Genomic DNA, 22,125 nt, shown 5'->3' with positions numbered 1-22,125 from the left:
GGCGGCGGCTATCCGTAGGAGACGTTGCTGCAGATGTCGTCGTCGGCCGAGCGGGCCTCGTTGACCACCTCGGTGGGCAGCGGGGCCGGGGCGGCGGGCGTGCCGGGCGCGGCGGCCGTGGTGGCGTTGGCGGCGGCGTAGTCCTTGCCGAGCACCAGGCTGATCCCGGCCGCCGAGGTCGGCGTCAGGACGGCGCCGGGGAACAGCGCCGCGATCTTCTCCGCGTTGGCCTTCTGGCCGGAGCCGTACTCCACCGTGGTGGTCGCCTTGGCGGTGTTCTTGGCGGTGGTGGTGCCGGTGACGGTGATCTTGTTGGTCTTGAGCGTCTCGGCGGCCTTGGCGGCCAGCCCGGTGACGGTGGTGCCGTTGTAGACGGCGACCTTCACCGGCGGGCCCTCCACCGCGGTCGGCGAGGGCGGCGCGGGCGGGGTGGTCTCGGCGGGCGCCGGGGTCTGCGGGGCGTCCTCCTGCTTGCCCGTGGCGTCCTCGCCCTCGATGGTGCGGTCGGCCAGCAGGGTCTTCCAGAGGTTGTCGACGGCCGGGTGGACCAGGTCGATCCGGGGGCCGTTGTAGCGCCACGGCGTGGTCAGGAACTTGACGTCGTGCAGGTCGATGTTCTTCATCGACAGCGCGAAGTCCATCAGCTTCTTGGCGGAGTCCAGGCCGGGGTCGACGGTCATCGACTTGGTGGCCGCATCGGCGAGCGGCAGCAGCGTGGTCGGGCTCAGGCCCTCACCCTTCACCTTGGCCATCAGCGAGGCCAGGAAGGCCTGCTGGCGCTTCATCCGGCCGACGTCGGACTCGTCGCCGATGCCGTGCCGCAGCCGGACGTAGTCCAGCGCCTTCTGGCCGGCGAGCTTCTGCTTCCCCTTGGGCAGGACGACCTTGCCCTTCTTGCCCAGGTTGGGGTTGAGGTGCCCCTCGTAGATGTCGTTCGGCAGGCAGACGTCGACGCCGCCGACGGCCTCCGTCATCGCCGCGAACCCCTCGAAGTTCACTTCTATGGTGTGGTCGACCCGGATGCCGGTGAGCTTCTCCACCGTGTTCTGCGTGCAGGCCGGGTTGCCGGTCTCGGTGTTGCCCACCGAGAACGCCGAGTTGAACATCTGCCCGGGGGACTCCTTGGTCCACTTCCCGTTCGGCAGCTTGCACGCGGGGATGGTCACCAGCGCGTCGCGGGGGATCGAGATGCCCACGGCGTGCTTGTGGTCCGCGTAGACGTGCAACAGGATCGTGGTGTCGGAGCGGGCCCCGCCCTCGTTGCCGCCGCCGAGGTCGCTGTTGTTGCCGGCCCGCGAGTCGGAGCCGATCAGCAGGACGTTGACCGGCTTGTTGCCGTTGGCGTCGGCGACCGCCTCCGGCGGCCGGTCGGTGGCGATCGCGTCCGCGTCGAAGGACTTGATGTTGCCGTTCAGCTTGTAGTAGATCGCGCCGCCGGTGCCCGCCAGCACCACCAGGACGCCGGCCACCGACCAGGCCGCGATCTTCTTGACGTTCCGTTTGGGCTTGCGGCTGTTGCGCGCGGCCGCGCGGCCGCCCGTCGCCGTCGCGCCCTCCTTGCCGGCCGCACCCCGGCCCGCGGTCGAGCCCTTGGCCGCGGCGCCCTTGCCCTGGGCCGCCCGCCGGGCCTCGGCCCGGCCGCCCGGCCGGGGCGCGGGGACGCGGCCGTCGGCGCCGTCGGCCGCGGGCTCGGTCCGCACCCCGCCGCGCGAGCCGCCGGTGCCCGGTGACCCTCCGTGCGAACCGCCGCTGCGAGGGCCGCCGCCGCTGGCGCGCCGCCGTCCGTCCGCTCCCGACGGTGTCTCGTCCCACTGGCCTGACATGCGCGTACCTCTCAGCGGCGAAGCGGCAATCCTGTGCGCGTCCGGCGGGCAACGCCCGGGCCGGCTGGTCGCACCGCACAGGAGCACCGCACCGGGAGACGCGGAGCTTCAGCGGAGCATACAAACTCTTCCTGAGACGGTCAGCATCCGGGTGCCGCCGATGCGACTCCGGGTGTCCGTCCGGCCGTTCAGCGGACCGGGTAGAGCCGCTCCAGCACGACGGCGACGCCGTCCTCGTCATTGCCGACGGTGACCTCGTCGGCGACCGCGAGCAGCTCCTCGTGGGCGTTCGCCATCGCGACGCCGTGCGCGGCCCAGCCGAACATCGGGATGTCGTTGGGCATGTCGCCGAAGGCGATGGTGTCGGCGGCGCGCACGCCCAGCCGACGGGCCGCGACGGCCAGCCCGGTGGCCTTGGAGAGGCCGAGCGGCAGCAGCTCGACGATGCCGGGGCCCGCCATCACGACGCCGACCAGATCCCCCGCGACCTGGCGGGCGACCCCGGCGAGGCCGTCGTCGGTCAGGCCGCGGTGCTGGATGTAGAGCTTGCTGAGCGGGGCGGTGAAGAGCTCGTCCTTGTCCGCCCGGACCACCGGGAGGTCGGAGCCGATCAGCAGCTCGTACCCCGGACCGGCCAGCACCTGGCCGTCGAGGCCGTCCTGGTTGGCGGCGACGGCCAGCGGGCCGATCTCCGCCTCGATCTTGGCGACGGCCAGTGCGGCCTGCCGGCGGTCCAGGGTGAGCGAGGTGAGCAGCTTGTGCGCGCCCGCGTCGTAGACCTGCGCGCCCTGGCCGCACACCGCTATGCCGGTGTAGCCGATCTCGTCGAAGACCGGCCGGGCCCAGGCGGCCGAGCGGCCGGTGACGATGATGTGCAGCGCCCCGGCGGCGGTGGCGGTGGCCAGCGCGGCACGGGTGCGCTCGGAGACGGTCTCCCCGCTGTTCAGCAGGGTGCCGTCGAGGTCGGTGGCGACCAGCCGGAAGGGCAGGTCGCCACCGGGGGAGACGGGGCTGGGGCTGGGGTTGCTCATGGGCCGTACGTCTCCCGGGAGTTGCTGTCGGGCGGTGGTGCGGAACGCGTTACTTCTTGACCGGGGGGAGGACCTCGCGCCCGCCCAGGAAGGGCCGCAGCGCCTCCGGGACGACGACCGAGCCGTCGGCCTGCTGGTGGTTCTCCAGGATCGCCACGATGGTGCGCGGGACGGCGACCAGGGTGCCGTTCAGCGTGGCCAGCGGGCGGACCTTGCCCTCCTCGCGCATCCGGATGGCGAGCCGGCGGGACTGGTACTCGGTGGTGTTGGAGGTCGAGGTGACCTCGCGGTACTTGCCCTGGGTCGGGATCCACGCCTCGATGTCGAACTTGCGCGCGGCCGAGGAGCCGAGGTCGCCGGAGGCGACGTCGATCACCCGGTACGGCAGCTCCAGGGCGTTGAGGAAGTCCTTCTCCCACTGCAGCAGGCGGCGGTGCTCGGCCTCGGCGTCCTCCGGGGAGGTGAAGACGAACATCTCCACCTTCTCGAACTGGTGGACGCGGATGATGCCGCGGGTGTCCTTGCCGTAGGTGCCCGCCTCGCGGCGGAAGCAGGACGAGTAGCCGGCGTAGCGCAGCGGCAGCTTGTCCGCGTCGATGATCTCGTCCATGTGGTACGCCGCGAGCGGGACCTCGCTGGTGCCGACGAGGTAGCGCTCCTCCTCTTCGAGGAAGTAGACGTTCTCGGCGGCCTGGCCGAGGAAGCCGGTGCCGTCCATGGCGGCCGGGCGGACCAGGGCCGGGGTGATCATCGGGGTGAAGCCGGCCGCGGTGGCCTGGGTGATCGCCATGTTGACCAGGGCGAGCTCCAGCAGCGCGCCGACACCGGTCAGGTAGTAGGACCGTGCGCCGGCGACCTTGGCGCCGCGCTCGGTGTCGATCGCGCCGAGGATCTGCCCCAGCTCGACGTGGTCGCGGGGCTCGAAGCCCTCGGCGGCGAAGTCGCGCGGGGTGCCGACCTCCTCCAGGGTGACGAAGTCCTCCTCGCCGCCGACCGGGGCGGCCGGGTCGATGAGGTTCGCCAGCGAGCGGAGCAGGCGCTCGGCCTCCTCCTTGGCCGCACCCTGCTCGGCGTCGGCGGCCTTCACCTCCTCGGCGAGCGCCTTGGTGCGCTGCAGCAGGGCGGTCTTCTCCTCGCCCTGGGCCTTGGCGACCTGCTTGCCGAGCGTCTTCTGCTCGTTGCGCAGTTCGTCGAAGCGACTGCCCGAGGACCGGCGGCGCTCATCGGCGGAGAGGAGGGCGTCGACCAGGTCGACGTCCTCGCCACGGACGCGCTGCGAGGCGCGTACTCGGTCAGGGTCCTCACGAAGCAGGCGAAGGTCAATCACGGGCCCAAGCCTACCGGGCGGGTGCCCTTCCACCGGTACGGATTTCCGGCTGGGGATAACTCGCCCCTACCTGTGGATAACCCTTGTGGGCAATCGCGCGGCGAAAGGTTATCCACAGGCGGAACCGATGGGCTGTGGATGATGGGGCCCGCTGGGCGGGCCGTGTGCGCAACCAGGGAATTGAGGTTTCAAACCTCATTTGACCTTCCCGAGTGAGGGAATTGAAGCACTCGCACGGGTGATTTGCTGGCACACGGGTGACTCTGGTCCGATTAGTCATCTCTGCGCCGCTTACCAATGATCCGACCGATACCGGCAGTGGCTATACCGGTTTGTCGACTCGTCCCCAGGCCTGTGGATAACTTTCGGCTGTGGACAGCCCGGGGCCCTGTGGACAGCCGGTTCCGCCGGTGCGGGGCCTGTGGACGACGGGTGCGGTGACCCGCCCCGCCATCCGGGCGCAGTCGAAAACAGTCAAAAAAGGGTGGGAAAACGAAAGCCGACGGTCAGATGTCGCCGCGGCCGTCGAGGCAGCGGGAGAGCCAGTCCGCGGCCTCGGTGAAATCGGTGTCCGAGGTGCCCGGCCGCTGGTGCTGGGAGACCTGCTGGTCGGCGCGCGGATAGGAGCCGAGGAAGCGCACCTGCGGGCAGATCCGCTTGAGGCCCATCAGCGCCTCGCTCACCCGGCGGTCGGTGAGGTGGCCCTCGCAGTCGATCAGGAAGCAGTAGCTGCCGAGCCCCTCGCCGGTCGGCCGGGACTCGATCCGCATCAGGTTGACCCCGCGCACCGCGAACTCCTGGAGCAGCTCCAGCAGCGCGCCCGGGTGGTCGTCCGGCAGCCAGAACACCATCGAGGTCTTGTCCGCGCCGGTCGGCGAGGAGACCCGCCCGGGCCGGCCGACCAGGATGAACCGGGTGGTCGCGTTCTGCGCGTCGGCGATGTCCTTGACCAGCGGGTCCAGCCCGTAGATCGGGGCCGCGAACTCGCCCGCGAAGGCGCCGTCGAACCGCTCCTCGGCGACCAGCCGGGCGCCGTCCGCGTTGGAGGCGGAGGACTCCCAGCGGGCGTCCGGCAGGTTGGCGGCCAGCCAGCGGCGCACCTGCGGCTGGGCCACCGGGTGGCTGGTGACGGTCTTGATGTCGGCCAGCTCGGTGCCCGGCCGCACCAGCAGCGCGAAGGAGATCGGCAGCAGCACCTCGCGGTAGATCATCAGCGGGGTGCCGGAGGCCAGCTCGTCGTTGGTGGCGGTGACGGCGCCCTCGACCGAGTTCTCGATCGGCACGAACGCCCCGGAGGCCTCGCCGCCGCGCACCGCGTCCAGCACCAGCGGCACCGAGGCCAGCGGGACCAGCTCCCGGGTCGCCGCCTCGGGCAGGGTGCGCAGCGCCGCCTCGGTGAAGGTGCCCGCCGGGCCGAGGTAGGTGTACCGGGTCGCCGACATGCCGCCTCCGAGCGAATGGGTGGTCAGATCAGCCACCTTAGCCACTTCGCCGATCGGTCACGTCCGGATTCCGGTCCGTGGTCACCGGGCCCGTTCCAACAGCGACTGGCCCACGTAGCCGCCCTCCGGGGCGCCCGGCGGGACGGCGTACAGCCCGCTGGCCTCGTGCCGCAGGAAGCGGGAGAGGCCGTCGCCGCGGGCCAGCTTGCGCTGCACCGGGGTGAAGCCCTGGCGCGGGTCGGACTGGAAGGCCAGGAAGAGCAGTCCGGCGTCCGGGGAGCCGTCGGCCAGCAGGCCGTCGTGGTACGAGAAGCCGCGCCGCAGCATCGCCGCGCCGCCGTTGGCGGTCGGGGCGGCGACCCGGACGTGGGCGTCGGAGGGGATGGCCAGCGCGCCGTCCGGGCCCTGCGCGGCGAGGTCCACCGGGGTGTTCTCGCCGCCGGAGGCGGGGGCGGAGAGCGGGGCGCCGTCCGCCTTGCGCCGCCCGATCACCCGCTCCTGGCGGTCGACCGGCAGGGCCTCCCAGTTGTCCAGCAGCATCCGGATCCGCCGGAACACCAGGTACGAGCCGCCGGCCAGCCAGGCCGGCCGGTCCTCCCCCGGCGTGCAGAACACCTTGGCGGCGAAGCCGTCCTGGCCGGGCTTGGGGTTGTTGGTGCCGTCGATCTGACCCATCAGGTTGCGGCCGGTCATCGGCTGCGCGGTGGCGCCCGGGGTCCGGGCGAAGCCGGACATCTGCCAGCGCAGCGCCGCCGTGCCGGCCGCCTGGCGCTGGAGCACGCGCAGCGCGTGCACCGCGACCAGCGCGTCGTCGGCGCCGATCTGGACGAGGAGGTCGCCGTCGCCGCGGGCCGGGTCGAGGGCGTCGCCGGGGAAGGCGGGCAGCGGTTCGAGCGCCGCCGGCCGGTGTGCGGTCAGCCCGGTCTTGTCGAACAGGGCCGCGCCGAAGCCGAAGGTGACGGTGAGCGAGCACGGTCCGGCGTCCAGGGCGATCTGGTTCTCGTACTCGGTGGCCGGCTCGCCGGCGGCCAGCCGCGCGGCGCTCTGCGACCAGCGCCGCATCAGCTCCCGCAACCCGTCCGGGCCGACGCCGTCGGCCAGGTCGAAGGCGGCCAGCTGGACCCGGGCCTGCTGCGGCTCGACGATGCCGGCTTGATGTTCCCCGTGGAACGCCAGCCGGGCGGCGCCGAGCCGGCCGCCCGGCGCGGCGCCGGGCGCTCCGGCGCCGCCGGCGGGGGCACGGTCCAGGGCGACGGCCCCGGCCGCGCCGGCGCCCGCCCCGACCACCAGCCCGGCCCCGGCGGTGCCGAGCAGGGCCCGCCGGGTGAAGCCGGTGCGTCCGGGCCCGTCGGCCTTACCGCCCGGAGCCGCGCCGCCGTCGGTGGTGGTGTCCTGCAACGCGCTCACCCGATCTTCAGCTGCTTGATCTCGGTGGTCTGGTCGATCTCCGAGGAACGGACCTGCACCGACACCACCCAGTTCCCGGCCAGCGGCAGCTGCGCGGTGCCGCTCCAGCGCCCGGTGCCGTCGGCGGTCAGTGCCACCGGCAGCGGGCCGAGGTCGCGGTCCGGCAGGGTGAAGGCGAGCTCCACCTCGGGGACCTCGACCGGCTGGCCGTCCGCGCCGTCCAGCGCGAGGTGCACCTCGTTGGGCCCGGTCCGGACCGGATTGAGGGTGACGGTCGCGGTGCCCTTGGCGTTCGGGGTGCGGCCTTTGGTGTCGTACGGGAGCTTGAGCTCCAGGGTCTGGCCCGGCACGGTCTGCGGAGCCGGTGCGCCGGGCGCGGGGGCGGTGGCGCCGGCCGGGGCGGACCCCGCCGAGACCTCCTGGGCCACCCGGCCGGGCGGCGAGTTGGTGAGCATCGTGGTGACCACCAGCACGGCCACCGCGACCAGCGACTCGACCAGCACCGAGCGGCGCAGTCCGGCCCTGGTCGGGGTGAGCGCGCGGTCGCGCCCGGCGCTCTCCCGGGCGGCCTGCTGACGGTCCAGCTGGGCCTGCCGGACGGGGTCCGCGGAGAGCGCCGCGACGGCGACCGGCTCACGGGCCTCGACGGCGCCGACCGGCTCCGCCTCGACCGGGGCGGAGCGCAGCCGGGCCGCCCACGAGCGGGAGACCCAGGCGACGCCGAGCATCGCGACCACGCAGCCGGTCTTCACCAGCAGCAGTCGCCCGTACTCCGTCCCGGTCAGCGCGCCCCAGCTGCCGAGGCCGCGCCAGGACTGGTAGACGCCGGTGGCGGTGAGCACCGCCACCGAGCCGAAGGCGACCTTGGAGAAGCGGTCGACGGCGCCGGAGCCGAGGCCGTGCCGCAGCCCGACCAGCATCGTGGCGAGGCCGCCCAGCCAGAAGGCCATCGCGATCAGGTGCAGCATGCCGAGCGGCAGGGCCAGCCAGACCTGGATGCCCACCGCGGCGTGGTCGGCCCCGACCCAGGTCGCGGAGAGCGCCACCGCCAGCACCAGCCCGGCCACCCCGAGGCCCAGCCGGGCCTCGCGCTGCGGGCGCTCGGCGGCGCGCTGCTCCAGCTCCCGCAGCTCGGCCTCCTCGGCGTCGGCCGGCTTCAGGGCGTCAGTGCGGGGGGCGTCCGCCTCCGCGGCCGGCGGTGCCTCCGCGGCCGGGCGGGGCGGCTGGCCGAGCTGGCCGACCAGCAGCGACAGGAACACCCCGCTCGCCGCGAGCAGCAGCAGCCGGGCGGCCAGCGCCGTGCCGATCCGCTCGTCCAGGGTGGCGCGCACCAGCGACAGGTCGAGGGCCTGCCCGACCCCCGAGCCGCGCTCGTACGGGCCGCGCAGCATCAGCACCGCGACGGTGGAGACCAGCAGGGACACCCAGCCGGTCATCAGCAGCCGCTGCACCTGGCGCAGCACGGCCCCGGCCGGCCAGCAGACCAGGACGAACGCGGCGGCGCCGGCGAGCAGGGCGAAGGCCAGGTAGGCGACGGTCCGCCCGGTCCCGTAGAGGGCGGCGACCACCGGGTCCGCCTCGGCGGTGTTCAGCGCGGTGGCGGAGACGGAGGTGTCCGAGGGCGCGCCGATGGAGAAGGTGAACGCGCCGCCGATCGGGTGCGAGTCCTCCGAGACGGCCCGCCAGGCGACGGTGTAGGTGCCGTTGGCCAGGCCGCTGTTCAGCCCGACCCGGGCGGTGTTGTCCCGGCCGTCCGCGTGCACCGGCCCTCCGGTGTCGACGGCCTTGCCGGCCGGGTCGAGGACCCGGACCGAGTCGCCGGACAGCGAGACGGCCTCGCTGAAGGTCAGCGTGACGGACTGCGGGGCGGTGGGCACGACCGAGTTCTGCGTCGGGTCGGTGGACTGCAGCGCGGCGTGTGCGGCGGCTGGGCCGGCGCCCGCGAGCAGCAGCGCGAGCACCGCGCCGAGCATTCCGAGCAGTGCGGCGATCCGGCGGTGGCTGGCCTTCGGCATCTGGCGGGTCCCTTACTGCTGGCCGGGCTGGCCGGGCTGGTCGGGCCGGGCGGACTGACCGTGCTGACCGGACGCGCCGGACGCGCCGGACTGGCCCGGACGGTAGGTGAGCTCCTTGACCGGCACCTTGACCGAGATGGTGCCGGTCCTGGCGAAGGTCAGGTCGAGCTCCAACTCGTCACCGAGGACGGGGGCCTTCTGCCACCCCATGATCATGAGGTGCGTGCCGCCCCTGGCGAGCTTCAGCGCGCCGTGCGCGGGGACGTCCAGGCGCTCGACCTGCTCCATGGTGGAGGCGGTCGAGCGGTGCATGGTGACCGACTCGGCACCCGGGCTGGAGACCTTGAGCAGCTGGTCCTCGCCGCCGTCGTTGCGCACGGTCAGGTACCCGGCCGCCATCCCGCCCGCCGGGGGCAGCGGGATGTAGGAGTCGGCCACGCTCAGCCGGGCCGTCCCGTCGCCGGCGCCGTTCCCGCCGCCCGACCCGCAGGCGACCAGCAGGGCGCCGCCGCCCAGTGCCGTCGCCAGCGCCGCGCCCGCGAGTGCCGTGCGTCGGAAGCCGAGGGGGCCACCGAATGCCTTCATGCGGCGACCCCCTTGGCGAGCAGCGGGAGGTCGTGCTCGTAGACCTGCTCCTCGGTGCCGCTCAGGTAGAGGACGTGCGCCTTGTCGTCCGAGGGGAGGAAGGCCAGCACCTGCGCGCCGTGGGTGGAGGTGACGGTGCCGTCCGCGTTGGTCACCGGGTCCTCGATCAGGATGCCGAGCGACTTGGCGGCGGTCTTCACCTTGGCCAGGTCCCCGGTGAGGCCTATGAAGTCGCTGCCCATCGAGTCCAGCCAGGTGCGCAGCACCTGCGGGGTGTCGCGCTGCGGGTCGGTGGAGACGAAGACGACGTTGACCTTCTGCCGCTCCTCGGCGGAGAGCTTCTTCATCGCCACGCCCACGTCGCCCATGGTGGTGGGGCAGACGTCCGGGCAGCTGGTGTAGCCGAAGAACAGCAGGGTGGCCTTGCCCGCGGTCTGCTGGCGCAGGTCGTAGGGCTTGCCGGAGGTGTCGGTCAGCTGCAGGTCGGGCTTCTCGAAGTTCTTGCTGAGCACGGTGCCCTGGTACGGCGAGTCGGCCTTCTGCCGGGTGACCTTGGCGGGGCTGGTGCCGCCGTCCGAGCCGCAGGCGGTCAGGGTGAGCGCGGCGGCGAGGGCGACGGCGGCGGCACCGGCGAGGCGGGCGGTGCGGGGGGTGCGGGGCATGGCGGTGTTCCGATCGGGTGCGCGGTGGTCACCGGCGGGGGCCGGACCCGTTCGGGTCGGGTCCGGCCCCCGCCGGTGCGAGGGTCAGGAGGCGGCGCTGCCGTTCTTGCGGCGCAGGCCGAGGACGCCGAAGGCGGCACCGATCACACCGACGACGATGCCGACCACGCCGAGGACGCGGGCGGTGGAGTCGCTGCTCTTCGCGTCGCCGTCGCCGGCGGCCTGCGCCTTGGCGTCGCCGTGGCCGTGGCTGTCGGCGGAGGTGGCGGCCGGGGAGGCGGTGACGCCGTGGGCGTCGCCCGAGGAGGCCTTGGAGAGGGTCAGGACGGGGGCGGGCTTGGCCGGCTCGGGCTGGCCGTCCTTGGCCTCGTCGATCCAGCGGACGACGTCGCCGTTGTCGTAGCTCTGCAGCGCCTTGAAGGTGAGCTTGTCGGTGTCGGTCGGCAGCGGGCCGAGCGAGACGCGGAACTCCTGGAACTGGCCGGGGGCGATCTTGATGCCCGCATCGGCGGTCCAGGTGATCTTGGAGACGGCCTCGTTGACGTCGTTGCCGTGCACCTTGATCGGCTTGTCGAGCTTGGCCTTCTCGATGGTGGCGGTCCAGCCCGGCAGGGGCAGCGTCCGCACGGAGGCCAGCGGGTGGTCGAGCGGGAGGTTGACCTCCAGCTTCACGGTGGAGGCGGAGTCGCTCTCGTTCGGGACCCGGAAGTCGACGGCGGTGTAGCCGCCCTGCGGGGCGCTGCCCGGGTTGACGGTCACGTGTGCGGAGGCCGGGCCGGCCAGCACCACGACGGAGGTGGCGGCGGCGAGGGCGACGGCGGCGATACGGCGGGTGGCCAGGGAACGCATGATGGGTGGTCTCCGTTCGGAGGCTCGGCGGCAGGCCGGCTCCCGGGCACGGGGGTCCGTGCTCCGGCGGGCGCCGCGCGGCGTGGGGGGACGTCTGTGGGGCCGCAGGACCGCGCGGAAGTGCGGGTACGGCTGGCTGCTGCGCACACCCGGAGCCCGGTACGGCAGGGGTACCGCAGGCGGGTCAGTACGCGAGGGCGCCGAACGGAGGGCCGCGCCGCACCACGCTGTGCCGCAGCGCGGCACCGGTCGGCAGCGGGTCGCCCCCGCTGCGGGTGCCGGGGCGGCGGACGGGGCCGCCCCCGGTGCCGAGCAGACCGCGCAGCAGTGCGGCGGCCAGCGCGAACGCCGTCCGCAGCGGTGCGGCCCAGTGCTCCCGGGCGGCCGCGGCGGTGATCCGGACCAGCCGCCAGAGCGCCGCCTCGCCGCGCCGCAGCCACCAGCCGGCCACCAGGGCCGCGGCCAGGTGGCCCGCGAGCATCGACGGCGTCATGCCGAGCACGCCGCCCTGCCACCAGGGCGCGACGGCGTACGTCTGCGGGTCCAGGCCGGCGCTGGAGACGAGCTGCTCGGCGGACGGGCTGCCGGGCAGCCCGATCAGCGTTCCGGGCCGGGCCTCGTTGCAGATCAGCCGACCCGCCACCTGCGGCAGCGAGAGCGGACCGGAGGCGGAGCCGTGGTGCATCCCCGACAGGCCGGCCATCGCGGTTGCGTGGCCGCCGAAGCCGTGGAAGAGGCAGTGCAGGCCGAGCTGGCCCGCGCCGAGCGCACCGGCGATGGCGGCGAGCGAACGCTCCCGCCCGCCGAAGGCCGCGGCGAGCACCAGGACGGCCGCGAAACCGGTCGCGAGTGCGGGCAGGGCCGCGTTCCCGCCGCCGGCCAGGGCGTGCCCGGCGGCCGCGATCAGCGTGCAGACCATGGCGAACGGCACCGCCCGCGCAAGCCGCAGATCCCAGGCGGCGGCCCCGACCGGCGCGTCCGGTGCGAGGGCGCCCGGGTGCGGGGCGGCGGCGGGGGCAGTCATGGCCGGGCCATCATCTCATCGCGTACCCCGCCGACGCGGGCAGGGGGGGAAATCCCTACGAATGCCCCGTTCGGCCGCGGCGCGCGCGCCCCCGAATGCGCCGCTCGGCACAGAGCACGGCGTCAGTCCATCCGCCGAACGGGCGGTACCGGACCTTCGACACGGTTCGCCGCCGGATCCCCCGGAGATACCTAGTTGTATGTGGAGCCGCAGCCAGGAGGGACCTCCCGTGGACATCTGGTGGACTCTGCACCTCAAGCGCGACCCGGCCAGCGTGCCGCTGGCCCGGCGCATACTGCTGGGTGCCATGGCGACGGCGGGCGTCGACCCGCAGGTCGCCCAGGACCTGGGCGTCGCCCTCAGCGAGGCGTGCGCCAACGCCGTCGAACACGGCGCTGGCGGCCGCCCGGACGAGGGCTTCCAGGTCACCGCCTCGATCAGCGGCGACCGCCTGCGGATCGAGGTCACCGACTCCGGGCCAGGCGTCGCCGCCCCCGCCGCCGCGGCCTTCCCGCCGCCGCCGCTGCGCCGCCCGACCGCCCCGCCGGCCCGCCCGGCCCCGCGCCGCCGCACCCGCCGCGGCCGCGCGACCCTGCCCGGGGCGCTGCTCACCACGCACCGCCCCCGCCGCGACGGCCGCCCCTACGACACCCACGTGCTGCCGCCCTGCCTCCCGCCCGCCCCGGCCCCCACCCTGCGCCCGGTCGACCTCGACACCCTCCCCGACCTCACCGCGGAGAGCGGCCGCGGGCTCTTCCTGATCCACGCCCTGACCGACCACGTCCAGCTCCGCAACCACCCCCTGGGCGGCGCGATCGTCAGCTTCGACAAGATCCTCAAGTGGCAGGACGGCGCACTGCTCCAGGCCTCGTAGGCCGGGCGGGCCCGGAGCCGGTCGGGGTGGCCGGAGGGGGATCTACGCTGGCGCGATGGGTGCGACGGGTGAGTGGGACCTGCGGCGGTTGCGGGTGCTGCAGGCACTGGACGAGTGCGGGACGGTGACGGCGGCGGCCGGGCGGCTCTGCCTGTCGCCGTCGGCGGTGTCGCAGCAACTGTCGGCGCTGGCCCGGCAGGTGGGGGCGCCGATGCTGGAGCCGTACGGGCGGCGGGTGCGGCTGACGAGCGCGGCGCGGCTGGTGCTGCGCCATGCGGAGCTGGTGTTCGGACAGCTGGAGCGGGCCGAGGCGGAGCTGGCGGGGTACCTGCACGGCGAGGCGGGCGAGGTGCGGGTGGGCGCGTTCGCCACCGCGATCAGCGGGCTCGTCGTCCCGGCGCTCGTCCGACTCCGCGGCAACGCACCGCGGTTGGCGGTCCGGGTGGTGGAGGCGGAGGCGGCCGCGGCGTACCGGCTGCTGGCGGCGGGGGAGGTGGACCTGGCGCTGTCGCTCGCCGTGCAGCCGGCCGGCGGCGATCCCCGGTTCGTCCAGTCGGTGCTGCTCAGCGACCCGTTGGACGTGGCGCTGCCGCCCGGCCATCCGCTGGCCGCCGTGCCGGGTCTGCGGCTGGCGGACCTCGCCGACGAGCCGTGGATCTACGGCGCCGCCGGGCCCTGGCGGGAGATCACCCTGGCGGTCTGCGCGGACGCCGGCTTCGTCCCCGAGCGGGCGCACACCGCGGCGGACTGGCCGGCGATCCTGGCGATGGTCGCCGCCGGGCTGGGAGTGGCGCTGGTGCCCCGGCTGGCCTCGGCGGGCCGCGGGGGAGGCGCGGTGGTCCGGTCGCTGCCCTCCGACCTGCCGACCCGCCGGGTGGTCGCCGCCGTCCGGGCGGGGACGGAGGGCGCACCGCCGCTGCGCCGGGTCCTGGAGGCGCTGGCCGAGGCTGCCCGGAACGTTCAGTGCGACTGAACGTTCCGGTCAGATCTCTGTGATGGACCTGACGGGTTGCCCGGGGCGAGGGTGGAGGCATGACCTCCGAAGCCACCGGCACCCCCGAACCCGTCCGAACCCCCGAACCCACCCACCCGACCGACACCGCCGGCGCCCTGCCCTACGCGGGCGGCAACCCGTACGCCGACTACCGCGACGGCACGTTCGACTTCACCGTGCTGACCGACCTGGCGGACCGCCGGCTCGGCGGCGCGGTGATCGCCGCCAACGACGAGCTGTTCGCCGAGCGGGAGAACCTGCTGCTGCCCCAGCCCGCCGAGTTCCGCCCGCACGTCTTCGGCAACAAGGGCCAGATCATGGACGGTTGGGAGACCCGGCGGCGCCGCGGCGCCGGCCCCGACCGCCCGCACCCGACCGCTGACGACCACGACTGGGCGCTGATCCGCCTGGGCGCGCCCGGAGCCGTGCACGGCGTGATCGTCGACACCGCGCACTTCCGCGGCAACAACCCGCAGCAGATCGCCGTCGAGGGCGCCGAACTCCCCGGCACCCCGGGCCCCGAGGAGCTGCTCGCCGACTCCACCGTCTGGCACCCGCTGGTGCCCCGCTCGCCGGTGCGCGGCCACGCCGCCAACGGCTTCGCCGTCACGGACCGCCGCCGGGTCACCCACCTGCGGCTGAGCCAGTACCCCGACGGCGGCATCGCCCGGCTGCGGGTGCACGGCGAGGCCCGCCCCGACCCGGCCTGGCTGGCCGCGCTCGGCACCTTCGACCTGGCCGCCATCGAGCACGGCGGCGCGGTCGAGGACGCCTCGGACCGCTTCTTCTCGTCCCCGGCCAACCTCGCCCTGCCCGGCCGGTCCGGGGCGATGGGCGACGGCTGGGAGAACCGGCGGCGCCGCGACGACGGCCACGACTGGGTCCGCCTGCGGTTGGCCGGACGCGGCGCGATCCGCGCGGTCGAGATCGACACCGGCTGCTACGTCGGCAACGCGGCCGGCTGGGCGGCGCTGTACGGGCGCGACGAGCAGGCCGCCGACCCGCAGGAGTGGTTCGAACTGGTGCCCCGCACCCGGCTGCAGCCGGACGCCGTCCACCGCCTGGTGCTCGACGCCCCCCGCCCGGCCACCCACGTCCGGCTGGACGTCTTCCCCGATGGCGGCATCGCCCGGCTGCGGCTGCACGGCGGCCTGGTCTGACGGCCGGGGCCCCGGTTGCCGGTGCCGCGCGGCCGCCGGAGGATGGGGGAATGATGCACCAGATGCGCGCCGAGTACGGCGATGGCGGCGCGGCCGCCGGGGTGAGGCTCTGGCACATGGTCCGCGGTTCGGAGGCCGTGGCGATGTGCGGCAGGGAGCTGGACGCGGATGCGGCCCTGCGGGAGCCGTCGGACTGGGGCAAGACGCCCGAACTCTGCTGCCACACCTGCGGGGCGTACTACCTGCGCGAGACGCCGTACCTGGCCACCGAACATCCGTAGGCACGCCACCGTGGTCGGGATGGAGGACCCGCTGGTCCGGCCCCGGTCGCTGGTCCGCGAGGCCGCCGGGCTGCGGACCGGCGAGCCCGGCCTGCCCGCCCACGTCGACCGGCTCTGCGACCGGATCGAGCACGTCGACCCGCTGATCCGCGCCTTCGTGTCCGAGCCCGGACGGCACGCCCGGCTGCGCGCCGAGGCCCGCGCGCTGGCCCACCGGTACCCCGACCCCGCCGCCGCGCCCCCGCTCTACGGGGTGCCGGTCGGGGTCAAGGACGTCGTCCACGTCGACGGGCTGCCCACCCGCGCCGGCTCCGCGCTGCCGCCCGGCGTCCTGGCCGGGCCGCAGGCCACCGTGGTGGACCGGCTGCGCGCCGCCGGGGCCCTGGTCGCGGGCAAGACGGTGACCGCCGAGTTCGCGTCCAGCGCCCCCGGTCCGACCCGCAACCCGCACAACCCCGCGCACACCCCGGGCGGCTCCAGCAGCGGTTCGGCGGCGGCCGTCGCGGCCGGGCTGGTACCGCTGGCCATCGGCACCCAGACCGTCGCCTCGGTGGTCCGCCCCGCCGCCTACTGCGGGGTGGTGGGCTTCCGGTCCACCTACGGGCGGATCCCGATCGACGGGGTGATCCCGAACGCGCCCAGCTTCGACACCCTCGGCGTGTTCACCGCCGACCTGGCCGGTGCCGCACTGGCCGCGGCCCTGCTCTGCGACGGCTGGCAGGAGCCCGGGGGCGGCCCGCCGCCCGTCCTCGGGGTGCCCGTCGGGCCGTACCTGGAACGGGCCGAGCCGGCCGCGCTGAAGGCGTTCCGGGAACAGCTGGACCGGCTCACCGCAGCAGGATTGACGGTTCGTCAGATCGATCTACTGCCGGACTTCGAGCAGCTCGCCCGGCATCTGCGGACCATCGGCCGCTTCGAGCTGGCCCGCACCCACGCCGACTGGTTCACCCGCTTCGGCGCCCTGTACCGGCCCGAGACGGCGGCCGCCATCCGGCACGGCCAGGGCGTCGACGCGGAGGACCGGGAGGCCGCGCTGCGCGCCCGCGCGCACTTCGGCGAGCGGCTCGCCGAGGAGACCGGGCGGGCCGGGGTGGACCTCTGGCTGGCGCCCGCCGCGACCGGCCCGGCCCCGCTGGGCCTGGACGGCACCGGCGACGGCATGATGTGCCTGCCCTGGAGCTACGCCGGACTGCCCGCGCTCAGCCTGCCCGCCGGCCTGGCGGGCGACGGTCTGCCGCTGGGCCTCCAGGTGGTCGGCGCGGCCGGCGGAGACGAACGGCTGCTGGCCGGGGCCGCCCTGCTGGAGCGGGCCCTGGTGCCAGGTCCCCGGCCTACGGGGGGCTAACCCCCGCCGGGGTCGACCGGGCCGCCGCACTGTGTCCGCACCCTCCCTCGCGGGAGGGTGGGGACATGCCGAAGCCGCCCAGCCACCCCAGCCCACAGCGCAGTTGCCGCCGCGCGATCGTCCGCCCGAGCCGCCCGGGAGGGTGGGCCTGATGCTGCTCTCCTACGCACTCCAGAGCCTGCGTGCCCGCCGGTCGAGCTTCGCGGGGGCGTTCTGCGCACTGTTCTTCGCCGCCCTGACCGTCACCGCCTGCGGGACCTTGCTGGAGACCGGCCTGCGCGGCGAGATCCGCACCGAGCGGTACACCGGAGCCCCGTTCGTGGTGGCCGCCGACCAGCAGGTGCACCAGACGACCGTCAAGAACAAGGGCAACGGGAAGACCAAGACCAAGGAGAAGGCCAAGCCGCTCGCCGAGCGGGCCTGGCTGCCCGCCGCACTGGCCGACCGGATCGCGGCGGTACCGGGTGTGCGCGCCGCCGTCCCCGAACTCACCTTCCCCGCCCAGCCGGTGACCGCCGACCGGCTCCCCGGGTACGGGCACGCCTGGGCCTCCGCCGGGCTGACCCCGTTCGCCCTGGCCGAGGGCCGGGAGCCGGGCGCCGCCGACGAGTTGGTGGTCGACGCGGGCCTGGCCGCCCGGGCCCGGCTGCGCGTCGGCGACCGCCTGACCGTCCGCTCCACTCAGACGCCCGTCGCCTACCGGATCTCCGGCATCGCCGCCGCCCGGGGCGTCGAACTCACCGAGCAGAGCGCACTGTTCTTCCAGCAGGCCGAGGCCGAGCGGCTGGCCGGCCGGCCCGGACAGGTCACCGCGATCGCCGTCCTTCCGGCGCCCGGCACCGACCAGGCGAAGCTCGCCCGGGACCTCGCCCCGGTGCTGGCCGGCGCCGGTGCGGTCGTCCACCGGGGCGCCGACCGCGGACAGGCGGAGTTCCCGGAGGCCGCCGGCGCCCGGGTGAAGCTGGTCAGCATGGGCGCCGCGATCGGCGGCACCGCGCTGCTGGTGGCCGTCCTGGTGGTCAGCGGGACCTTCGCCCTGATGATCCAGCAGCGGGCCCGGGAGATCGCCCTGCTGCGTGCGGTGGCGGCGTCGCCCAAGCAGGTGCGGAAGATGATCGGCGGTGAGGCGCTGCTGCTGGGCCTGGTGGCCGGAGCGCTGGGTTCGCTCGCCGGGCTGCCGGCCGGCGGATGGCTGTACGAGGGCTTCGTCGACCTCGGTGCCGTGCCGGACACCCTGCACCACACGCTGAGCGTCTTCCCGGTGTTCGCCGCGGTGCTCGCCACCCTGCTGGCCGGCTGGGCCGCGGCCCGGATCTCGGCCCGCCGCGCCTCCCGGATCCGCCCGGGCCAGGCCCTGTCCGAGGCCGCCGTGGAGATCCCGGGGGCCGGCTGGGTGCGGACCCTGGCCGGTGGCCTGACCCTGGCCGGCGGCATCGTGCTGGTCGCCGTCCTCGCCGCCCTGGACACCGAGAAGGCCGCCACCCCGGTCACCTTCGCCGCCGTGGTGGTGCTGGCGATCGCGGTCTCGCTGCTCGGCCCGGTGCTGGCCCGGGTGTCCTCCGCCGCCTTCGGCGGGCTGCTGCGGGTCTTCCCGGTCAGCGGCCACCTGGCCGCCGCCAACCTGCGGGCCGAGTCCCGCCGGCTCGGCGCCGCCGCCGCGCCGCTGGCCCTGCTGACCGCGATGGTCTGCACGGTGCTCTTCACCCAGTCCACCCTCGGCGGGGCGGCCGCCCGGCAGGCCGAGGACGGCGTCCGGGCGCCGTGGACCCTGGCCGCGAGCGCACCGGGCGTCCCGGGCCAGGCGGCGCAGGCCGTCCGGGCGCTGCCCGGGGTCGCCGCGGTGACCGAGGTGCTGCGCAGCTCCGTCCGGATCGACCTGGAGAAGTACACGGTGCAGGGCGTCACCACCGAGGGCCTGACGGCGGGCTGGGACCCGAAGGTGACGGCGGGCACGCTGGCCGGCTTCGGCGACGGCGACCTCGCGGTCAGCGAGACGGCGGCCGGCGCCCTCGGGGTGCGCCCCGGCTCCAGCGTCCGGCTGGTGCTCGGCGACGGCACCCCGGCCACCCTGACCGTCCGGGCCGTGTACGCCCGCGGCCTCGGTTTCGGGGATCTGACGCTCTCGCACGCGCTGCTCGTCCGGCACGTCGACAACCCGCTCGCCGCGGCCGTCCTGGTGGCCGCCGACGGCCAGGTCACCCGGGAGCGGCTGACCGCGGCGGTGGCGGGCTTCCCCGGGGTGCGGGTGCTCGACCGGGCGCAGGCCGGCGGGATCGCGGCCGAGGCGCGGCAGAACGGCGCCGAGGCCAACTACCTGGGGATGGGCCTGGTGCTCGGCTTCACCGCGATCTCGGTGGTGAACACCCTGGCGATGGCCACCGCCGACCGGCGGCGGGAGTTCGCCCTGCTCCGGCTGACCGGTGCCACCCGGCGCCAGATCCTCGGGATGCTGCGACTGGAGTCGGTCGCGGTGGTGGCCACCGGGGTCGCCCTCGGCTCGGCGATCGCGTTCGCGGTGCTCACCGCCTTCAGCCTGGGCATGACCGGCTCGGCCGAGGTGGCCTGGGGCTGGACCGGTTACGCCGGGGTGCTGGCGCTGGCCGCGGTGCTGGCCCTGGCCGCGACGGCGCTGCCGGCCCGGCTGGCCCTGCGGGCGCCGGCCCTGGGAGTGCCGGCCAAGTAGGCGGGCGGTACGACGGCTATACCCTGGCGGGATGCAGGCGCGACGGGCGGCTCACGACAGTGGGCCGCCCTGCGCCGCTCCCGCTACGACGGGTTTCCCGTCCCGACGGACAGCTGAGGTGGACTGTGACCGGTTCTGGCACGGACGGTCGCGCGGGCGCACGCGCCGACGGCCGGGCCGACGGCCGGGTACTGCGCGGTGAGGAGACCCGCCGGGCGGTGCTGCGCCGCGCGGTCGAGATCGCCTCGGTCGAGGGGCTGGACGCACTGTCGATCGGCCGGCTGGCCACCGACCTCGGGCTGAGCAAGAGCGGGGTCTTCGCCGGGTTCGGCTCCAAGGAGGAGCTGCAGCTGGCCACCGTCCGGGCGGCCCGCCGGATCTTCTCGGACGCGGTGGTCACCCCGCTGGAGGACACCGCCCCGGGCCTGGGCCGGGCCCGGCGGCTCTGCGAGGGCTGGCTGGCGTACTCGCGGGCCCGGGTCTTCCCCGGCGGCTGCTTCTTCTTCGAGGTGAGCGCCGAGTTCGACGCCCGCCCGGGCCCGCTGCGCGACGCGCTGGCCGCCTGCGCGCGGGAGTGGCACACCGTGGTGCTCGACACCCTGGCGCAGGCCCGGGCGACGGGCGGGCTGCGGGCCGACGCGGATCTGGAGGACCTCGCGTTCACCCTGATCGCGGTGCTGGAGGCGGCCAACGGGCAGGCCCTGCTGTTCGACGAGCAGAGCCCGTACGACCGGGCGGGCCGGATCGCGCTGCGCCTGCTGCGGGCCGAGGCGGCCGATCCGCAGGCGCCCGAGCTGGCCTGAGCCGCCCGGCTGCCGATCCCCGGCGCGCGAACGCGGGCGGGTTTTCGCGCCCATAAAACTGCACGAACGATCGTGCTAATATCTCCGCGAGTTCGGCACCGCACCCAGGCACGCCCGTCAGCACCGACAGGGAGACCCCGATGGACCCGGCCGTCGCACTGATCCGCACCACCCTCAACACCCTCTCCCGGCCGGCTCCCGGCCTGGCCGGCCGGGCCGCGTTCCAGCTGTACCGGCACCCCGTCCGGCGCGGCCGGGTGCGCGGTCGCGAACGCGAGGTCCACGACCAGGCCGCCACCGAGCAGCTCACCGTCCACGGCAAGCGGGTGGCCGTCTACCGCTGGGGCGACGGCACCCGTCCCGTCCTGATGCTGCACGGCTGGCAGTCCCGCGCCTCGCGGTTCGCCGGCTACGTCCCCCGGCTGCGGGCGCTCGGCCTGAGCCCGGTCGCCTTCGACGCCCCCGGGCACGGCGACTCCGGCGGCCGCGCCACCACCGTGCTGGAGTACCGCACGATCGCCACCCGGCTCCAGGAGCGGTACGGCGCGTTCGAGGCCGTCATCGCGCACTCGCTCGGCGTCAACGCCGCCTTCCTCGCGCTGCGCGGCGGACTGCGGGCCGGGCGGCTGGTCGCCGTGGCGGGGGTCAGCGAGTTCTCCTACCTGCCCGCCGCGTTCTGCGCCGAACTGGGGCTGAACACCGTGATCGAGCGGGAGCTGCGGCACCGGGCCGAGCATGAGATGTTCCCCGGCGTCGGGGACGTCACCGCGTACTTCGATGCCGCCCGCAGCCCCGAGGAGATCGCCCTGCCGATCCTGGTGGCGCACGACGAGGGCGACCGCAAGGTCGGCATCGACCACGCCCGCCGGCTCAAGGCCGCCTACGGGGACCGGCTGGAGCTGCTCGTCACCCAGGGCCTCGGCCACCGCCGGATCCTCACCGAGCCCGCCGTCGTCGACAACGCCATCGGGTTCCTGGCGGCCGGTCAGGAGGTCGCGGCCCCGTGAGCCTGCTCGAAGTGCTCGACCTGCACGCCCGCTCGCTGGAGCTGGCCGCCGGGGTGGCCGACACCGTCCGTCCGGAGCTGCTGGAGCTCGCGACGCCCTGTGCGGGCTGGACGCTGCGCCGGCTGTTGGAGCACGTGGTCGGCCAGCACCACGGCTTCGCCGCCGCCGCGCGCGGCGCCGGGCCCGACCTCGCGCTCTGGCACGACGCCCCGCTCGACGGGGATCCGGCCGGGACGTTCCGGCGCTCGGCGGAGGAGCTGACCGCGGCCTTCGCCGAGGCCTCGGCGGCCGGGCGGGAGCTGTGGCTGCCGGAGATCCGGGCCGACGGCGCCTTCCCGCTGCGCCAGGCGGTCGGCTTCCATCTGCTCGACACCCTGGTGCACGGCTGGGACGTCGCCGCCGCCCTCGGGGCGCCGTCCGGTGTCGCCGCGGCGGTGGACGGCGACCAGCGGCTGGCGGCCGTCCTGCTGTCGGTCGCCGAACTGGTCCCGGCCGGGCCGCAGGACCGGGCGCCGGGGCGGGCCTTCCGGGAGCGCCGCGAACCGGGCGGGGGCGCCGGGCCGTTCGATCGCGCGCTCGCCCTGCTCGGCCGCGACCCGGCCTGGGTTCCGCCTGAGCCGCCCGGGCCGCCCACCGGTCGCGCCGGTCGGCCTCAGCCCTGAGGCCGGTCGCGCTGCTCGTCGGGAAAGCGCGGTCCGCCGATCAGGTACAGCAGTGCGGCGATCGGGAAGCCGATCGAGGCGACCAGTAGCACGATGAACTCCCAGAACATCTCCCACTCCTCGTCAGTCCCGGGCCACCCGGCCCCCCGAA

Annotated in this window: 19 protein-coding genes; 9 read left to right on the top strand and 10 right to left on the bottom strand. The window is 75.1% G+C overall.

Annotation, left to right across the window (positions count from 1 at the left end; translation table 11 throughout):
• Nucleotides 1-8: 8 nt before the first annotated feature.
• The 10 genes from ACGFZP_RS08665 to ACGFZP_RS08620 form a co-directional block, all read right to left on the bottom strand.
• A complete protein-coding gene (locus ACGFZP_RS08665; RefSeq protein WP_392930015.1) occupies nt 9-1,823 on the bottom strand; it encodes an LCP family protein in 1,815 nt (604 codons plus the stop codon).
• A 188-nt stretch (nt 1,824-2,011) separates the two neighbouring features.
• Entirely contained in the window at nt 2,012-2,854 is an 843-nt protein-coding gene (locus ACGFZP_RS08660) for an HAD family hydrolase (protein WP_392930013.1), read from the bottom strand.
• Nucleotides 2,855-2,903: 49 nt separating this feature from the next.
• The gene (gene serS / locus ACGFZP_RS08655; protein ID WP_392930012.1) at nt 2,904-4,181 is read right to left on the bottom strand and encodes a serine--tRNA ligase; all 1,278 of its coding nucleotides are present in this window, start codon (nt 4,179-4,181) and stop codon (nt 2,904-2,906) included.
• Nucleotides 4,182-4,687: 506 nt separating this feature from the next.
• A complete protein-coding gene (gene pheA / locus ACGFZP_RS08650; protein ID WP_392930010.1) occupies nt 4,688-5,623 on the bottom strand; it encodes a prephenate dehydratase in 936 nt (311 codons plus the stop codon).
• An 81-nt stretch (nt 5,624-5,704) separates the two neighbouring features.
• Nucleotides 5,705-7,021: an iron uptake transporter deferrochelatase/peroxidase subunit gene (gene efeB / locus ACGFZP_RS08645; RefSeq protein WP_392931004.1), complete on the bottom strand. Its 1,317-nt coding sequence runs from the start codon at nt 7,019-7,021 to the stop codon at nt 5,705-5,707.
• A gap of 5 nt (nt 7,022-7,026) precedes the next feature.
• A complete protein-coding gene (locus ACGFZP_RS08640; protein ID WP_392930008.1) occupies nt 7,027-9,045 on the bottom strand; it encodes a FixH family protein in 2,019 nt (672 codons plus the stop codon).
• Nucleotides 9,046-9,057: 12 nt separating this feature from the next.
• The gene (locus ACGFZP_RS08635; RefSeq protein ID WP_392930006.1) at nt 9,058-9,630 is read right to left on the bottom strand and encodes a copper chaperone PCu(A)C; all 573 of its coding nucleotides are present in this window, start codon (nt 9,628-9,630) and stop codon (nt 9,058-9,060) included.
• Complete coding sequence (locus ACGFZP_RS08630) at nt 9,627-10,292, bottom strand: SCO family protein (protein ID WP_392930005.1); 666 nt, start codon at nt 10,290-10,292, stop codon at nt 9,627-9,629. Before ACGFZP_RS08630 ends, ACGFZP_RS08635 begins: the two co-directional genes overlap by 4 nt.
• Nucleotides 10,293-10,376: 84 nt before the next feature.
• Nucleotides 10,377-11,141, bottom strand: coding sequence for a YcnI family protein (locus ACGFZP_RS08625; protein ID WP_392930002.1), 765 nt, complete (start codon nt 11,139-11,141; stop codon nt 10,377-10,379).
• Nucleotides 11,142-11,325: 184 nt separating this feature from the next.
• Nucleotides 11,326-12,165, bottom strand: a complete 840-nt coding sequence (locus tag ACGFZP_RS08620) for a hypothetical protein (RefSeq protein WP_392930000.1) — start codon at nt 12,163-12,165, stop codon at nt 11,326-11,328.
• A 229-nt stretch (nt 12,166-12,394) separates the two neighbouring features.
• Between ACGFZP_RS08620 and ACGFZP_RS08615 the strand changes: the two genes are divergently transcribed.
• The 9 genes from ACGFZP_RS08615 to ACGFZP_RS08575 all read left to right on the top strand — a co-directional run bounded on the left by ACGFZP_RS08615 (nt 12,395) and on the right by ACGFZP_RS08575 (nt 21,974).
• Nucleotides 12,395-13,039 carry an ATP-binding protein gene (locus ACGFZP_RS08615; RefSeq protein WP_392929998.1) on the top strand — a complete coding sequence of 215 codons (645 nt, stop codon included), beginning with the start codon at nt 12,395-12,397 and terminating at the stop codon, nt 13,037-13,039.
• Between the two features lie 55 nt (nt 13,040-13,094).
• Nucleotides 13,095-14,012, top strand: a complete 918-nt coding sequence (locus tag ACGFZP_RS08610; RefSeq protein WP_392929995.1) for a LysR family transcriptional regulator — start codon at nt 13,095-13,097, stop codon at nt 14,010-14,012.
• Between the two features lie 59 nt (nt 14,013-14,071).
• A complete protein-coding gene (gene alc / locus ACGFZP_RS08605) occupies nt 14,072-15,193 on the top strand; it encodes an allantoicase (protein WP_392929993.1) in 1,122 nt (373 codons plus the stop codon).
• 50 nt (nt 15,194-15,243) lie between these two features.
• Complete coding sequence (locus tag ACGFZP_RS08600; RefSeq protein ID WP_392929990.1) at nt 15,244-15,474, top strand: hypothetical protein; 231 nt, start codon at nt 15,244-15,246, stop codon at nt 15,472-15,474.
• 19 nt (nt 15,475-15,493) lie between these two features.
• Nucleotides 15,494-16,819, top strand: coding sequence for an amidase (locus ACGFZP_RS08595; RefSeq protein WP_392929989.1), 1,326 nt, complete (start codon nt 15,494-15,496; stop codon nt 16,817-16,819).
• A gap of 151 nt (nt 16,820-16,970) precedes the next feature.
• Nucleotides 16,971-19,502, top strand: a complete 2,532-nt coding sequence (locus ACGFZP_RS08590) for an ABC transporter permease (protein WP_392929987.1) — start codon at nt 16,971-16,973, stop codon at nt 19,500-19,502.
• 125 nt (nt 19,503-19,627) lie between these two features.
• A complete protein-coding gene (locus tag ACGFZP_RS08585; RefSeq protein ID WP_392929986.1) occupies nt 19,628-20,305 on the top strand; it encodes a TetR/AcrR family transcriptional regulator in 678 nt (225 codons plus the stop codon).
• Between the two features lie 140 nt (nt 20,306-20,445).
• Nucleotides 20,446-21,312 carry an alpha/beta hydrolase gene (locus ACGFZP_RS08580; protein WP_392929984.1) on the top strand — a complete coding sequence of 289 codons (867 nt, stop codon included), beginning with the start codon at nt 20,446-20,448 and terminating at the stop codon, nt 21,310-21,312.
• Nucleotides 21,309-21,974, top strand: coding sequence for a TIGR03086 family metal-binding protein (locus ACGFZP_RS08575; RefSeq protein ID WP_392929982.1), 666 nt, complete (start codon nt 21,309-21,311; stop codon nt 21,972-21,974). Before ACGFZP_RS08580 ends, ACGFZP_RS08575 begins: the two co-directional genes overlap by 4 nt.
• Nucleotides 21,975-22,125 lie beyond the last annotated feature (151 nt).

Origin of the sequence: Kitasatospora sp. NPDC048239 (assembly GCF_043202015.1) — a bacterium.
Classification (GTDB): domain Bacteria; phylum Actinomycetota; class Actinomycetes; order Streptomycetales; family Streptomycetaceae; genus Kitasatospora.
Note: the sequence above shows the minus strand (reverse complement) of the source record. Positions and strands in the feature narration are given on the sequence as shown.

What these genes read in the sequence shown, in the direction of transcription:
- ACGFZP_RS08660 (WP_392930013.1), bottom strand. Translation starts at nt 2,854, where the DNA reads ATGAGCAACCCCAGCCCCAGCCCCGTCTCCCCCGGTGGCGACCTGCCC.
- ACGFZP_RS08580 (WP_392929984.1), top strand. Translation starts at nt 20,446, where the DNA reads ATGGACCCGGCCGTCGCACTGATCCGCACCACCCTCAACACCCTCTCC.
- alc (WP_392929993.1), top strand. Translation starts at nt 14,072, where the DNA reads ATGACCTCCGAAGCCACCGGCACCCCCGAACCCGTCCGAACCCCCGAA.
- ACGFZP_RS08665 (WP_392930015.1), bottom strand. Translation starts at nt 1,823, where the DNA reads ATGTCAGGCCAGTGGGACGAGACACCGTCGGGAGCGGACGGACGGCGG.
- ACGFZP_RS08635 (WP_392930006.1), bottom strand. Translation starts at nt 9,630, where the DNA reads ATGAAGGCATTCGGTGGCCCCCTCGGCTTCCGACGCACGGCACTCGCG.
- pheA (WP_392930010.1), bottom strand. Translation starts at nt 5,623, where the DNA reads ATGTCGGCGACCCGGTACACCTACCTCGGCCCGGCGGGCACCTTCACC.
- ACGFZP_RS08625 (WP_392930002.1), bottom strand. Translation starts at nt 11,141, where the DNA reads ATGCGTTCCCTGGCCACCCGCCGTATCGCCGCCGTCGCCCTCGCCGCC.
- ACGFZP_RS08610 (WP_392929995.1), top strand. Translation starts at nt 13,095, where the DNA reads ATGGGTGCGACGGGTGAGTGGGACCTGCGGCGGTTGCGGGTGCTGCAG.
- ACGFZP_RS08600 (WP_392929990.1), top strand. Translation starts at nt 15,244, where the DNA reads ATGATGCACCAGATGCGCGCCGAGTACGGCGATGGCGGCGCGGCCGCC.
- ACGFZP_RS08590 (WP_392929987.1), top strand. Translation starts at nt 16,971, where the DNA reads ATGCTGCTCTCCTACGCACTCCAGAGCCTGCGTGCCCGCCGGTCGAGC.
- ACGFZP_RS08630 (WP_392930005.1), bottom strand. Translation starts at nt 10,292, where the DNA reads ATGCCCCGCACCCCCCGCACCGCCCGCCTCGCCGGTGCCGCCGCCGTC.
- ACGFZP_RS08595 (WP_392929989.1), top strand. Translation starts at nt 15,494, where the DNA reads ATGGAGGACCCGCTGGTCCGGCCCCGGTCGCTGGTCCGCGAGGCCGCC.
- ACGFZP_RS08640 (WP_392930008.1), bottom strand. Translation starts at nt 9,045, where the DNA reads ATGCCGAAGGCCAGCCACCGCCGGATCGCCGCACTGCTCGGAATGCTC.
- ACGFZP_RS08620 (WP_392930000.1), bottom strand. Translation starts at nt 12,165, where the DNA reads ATGACTGCCCCCGCCGCCGCCCCGCACCCGGGCGCCCTCGCACCGGAC.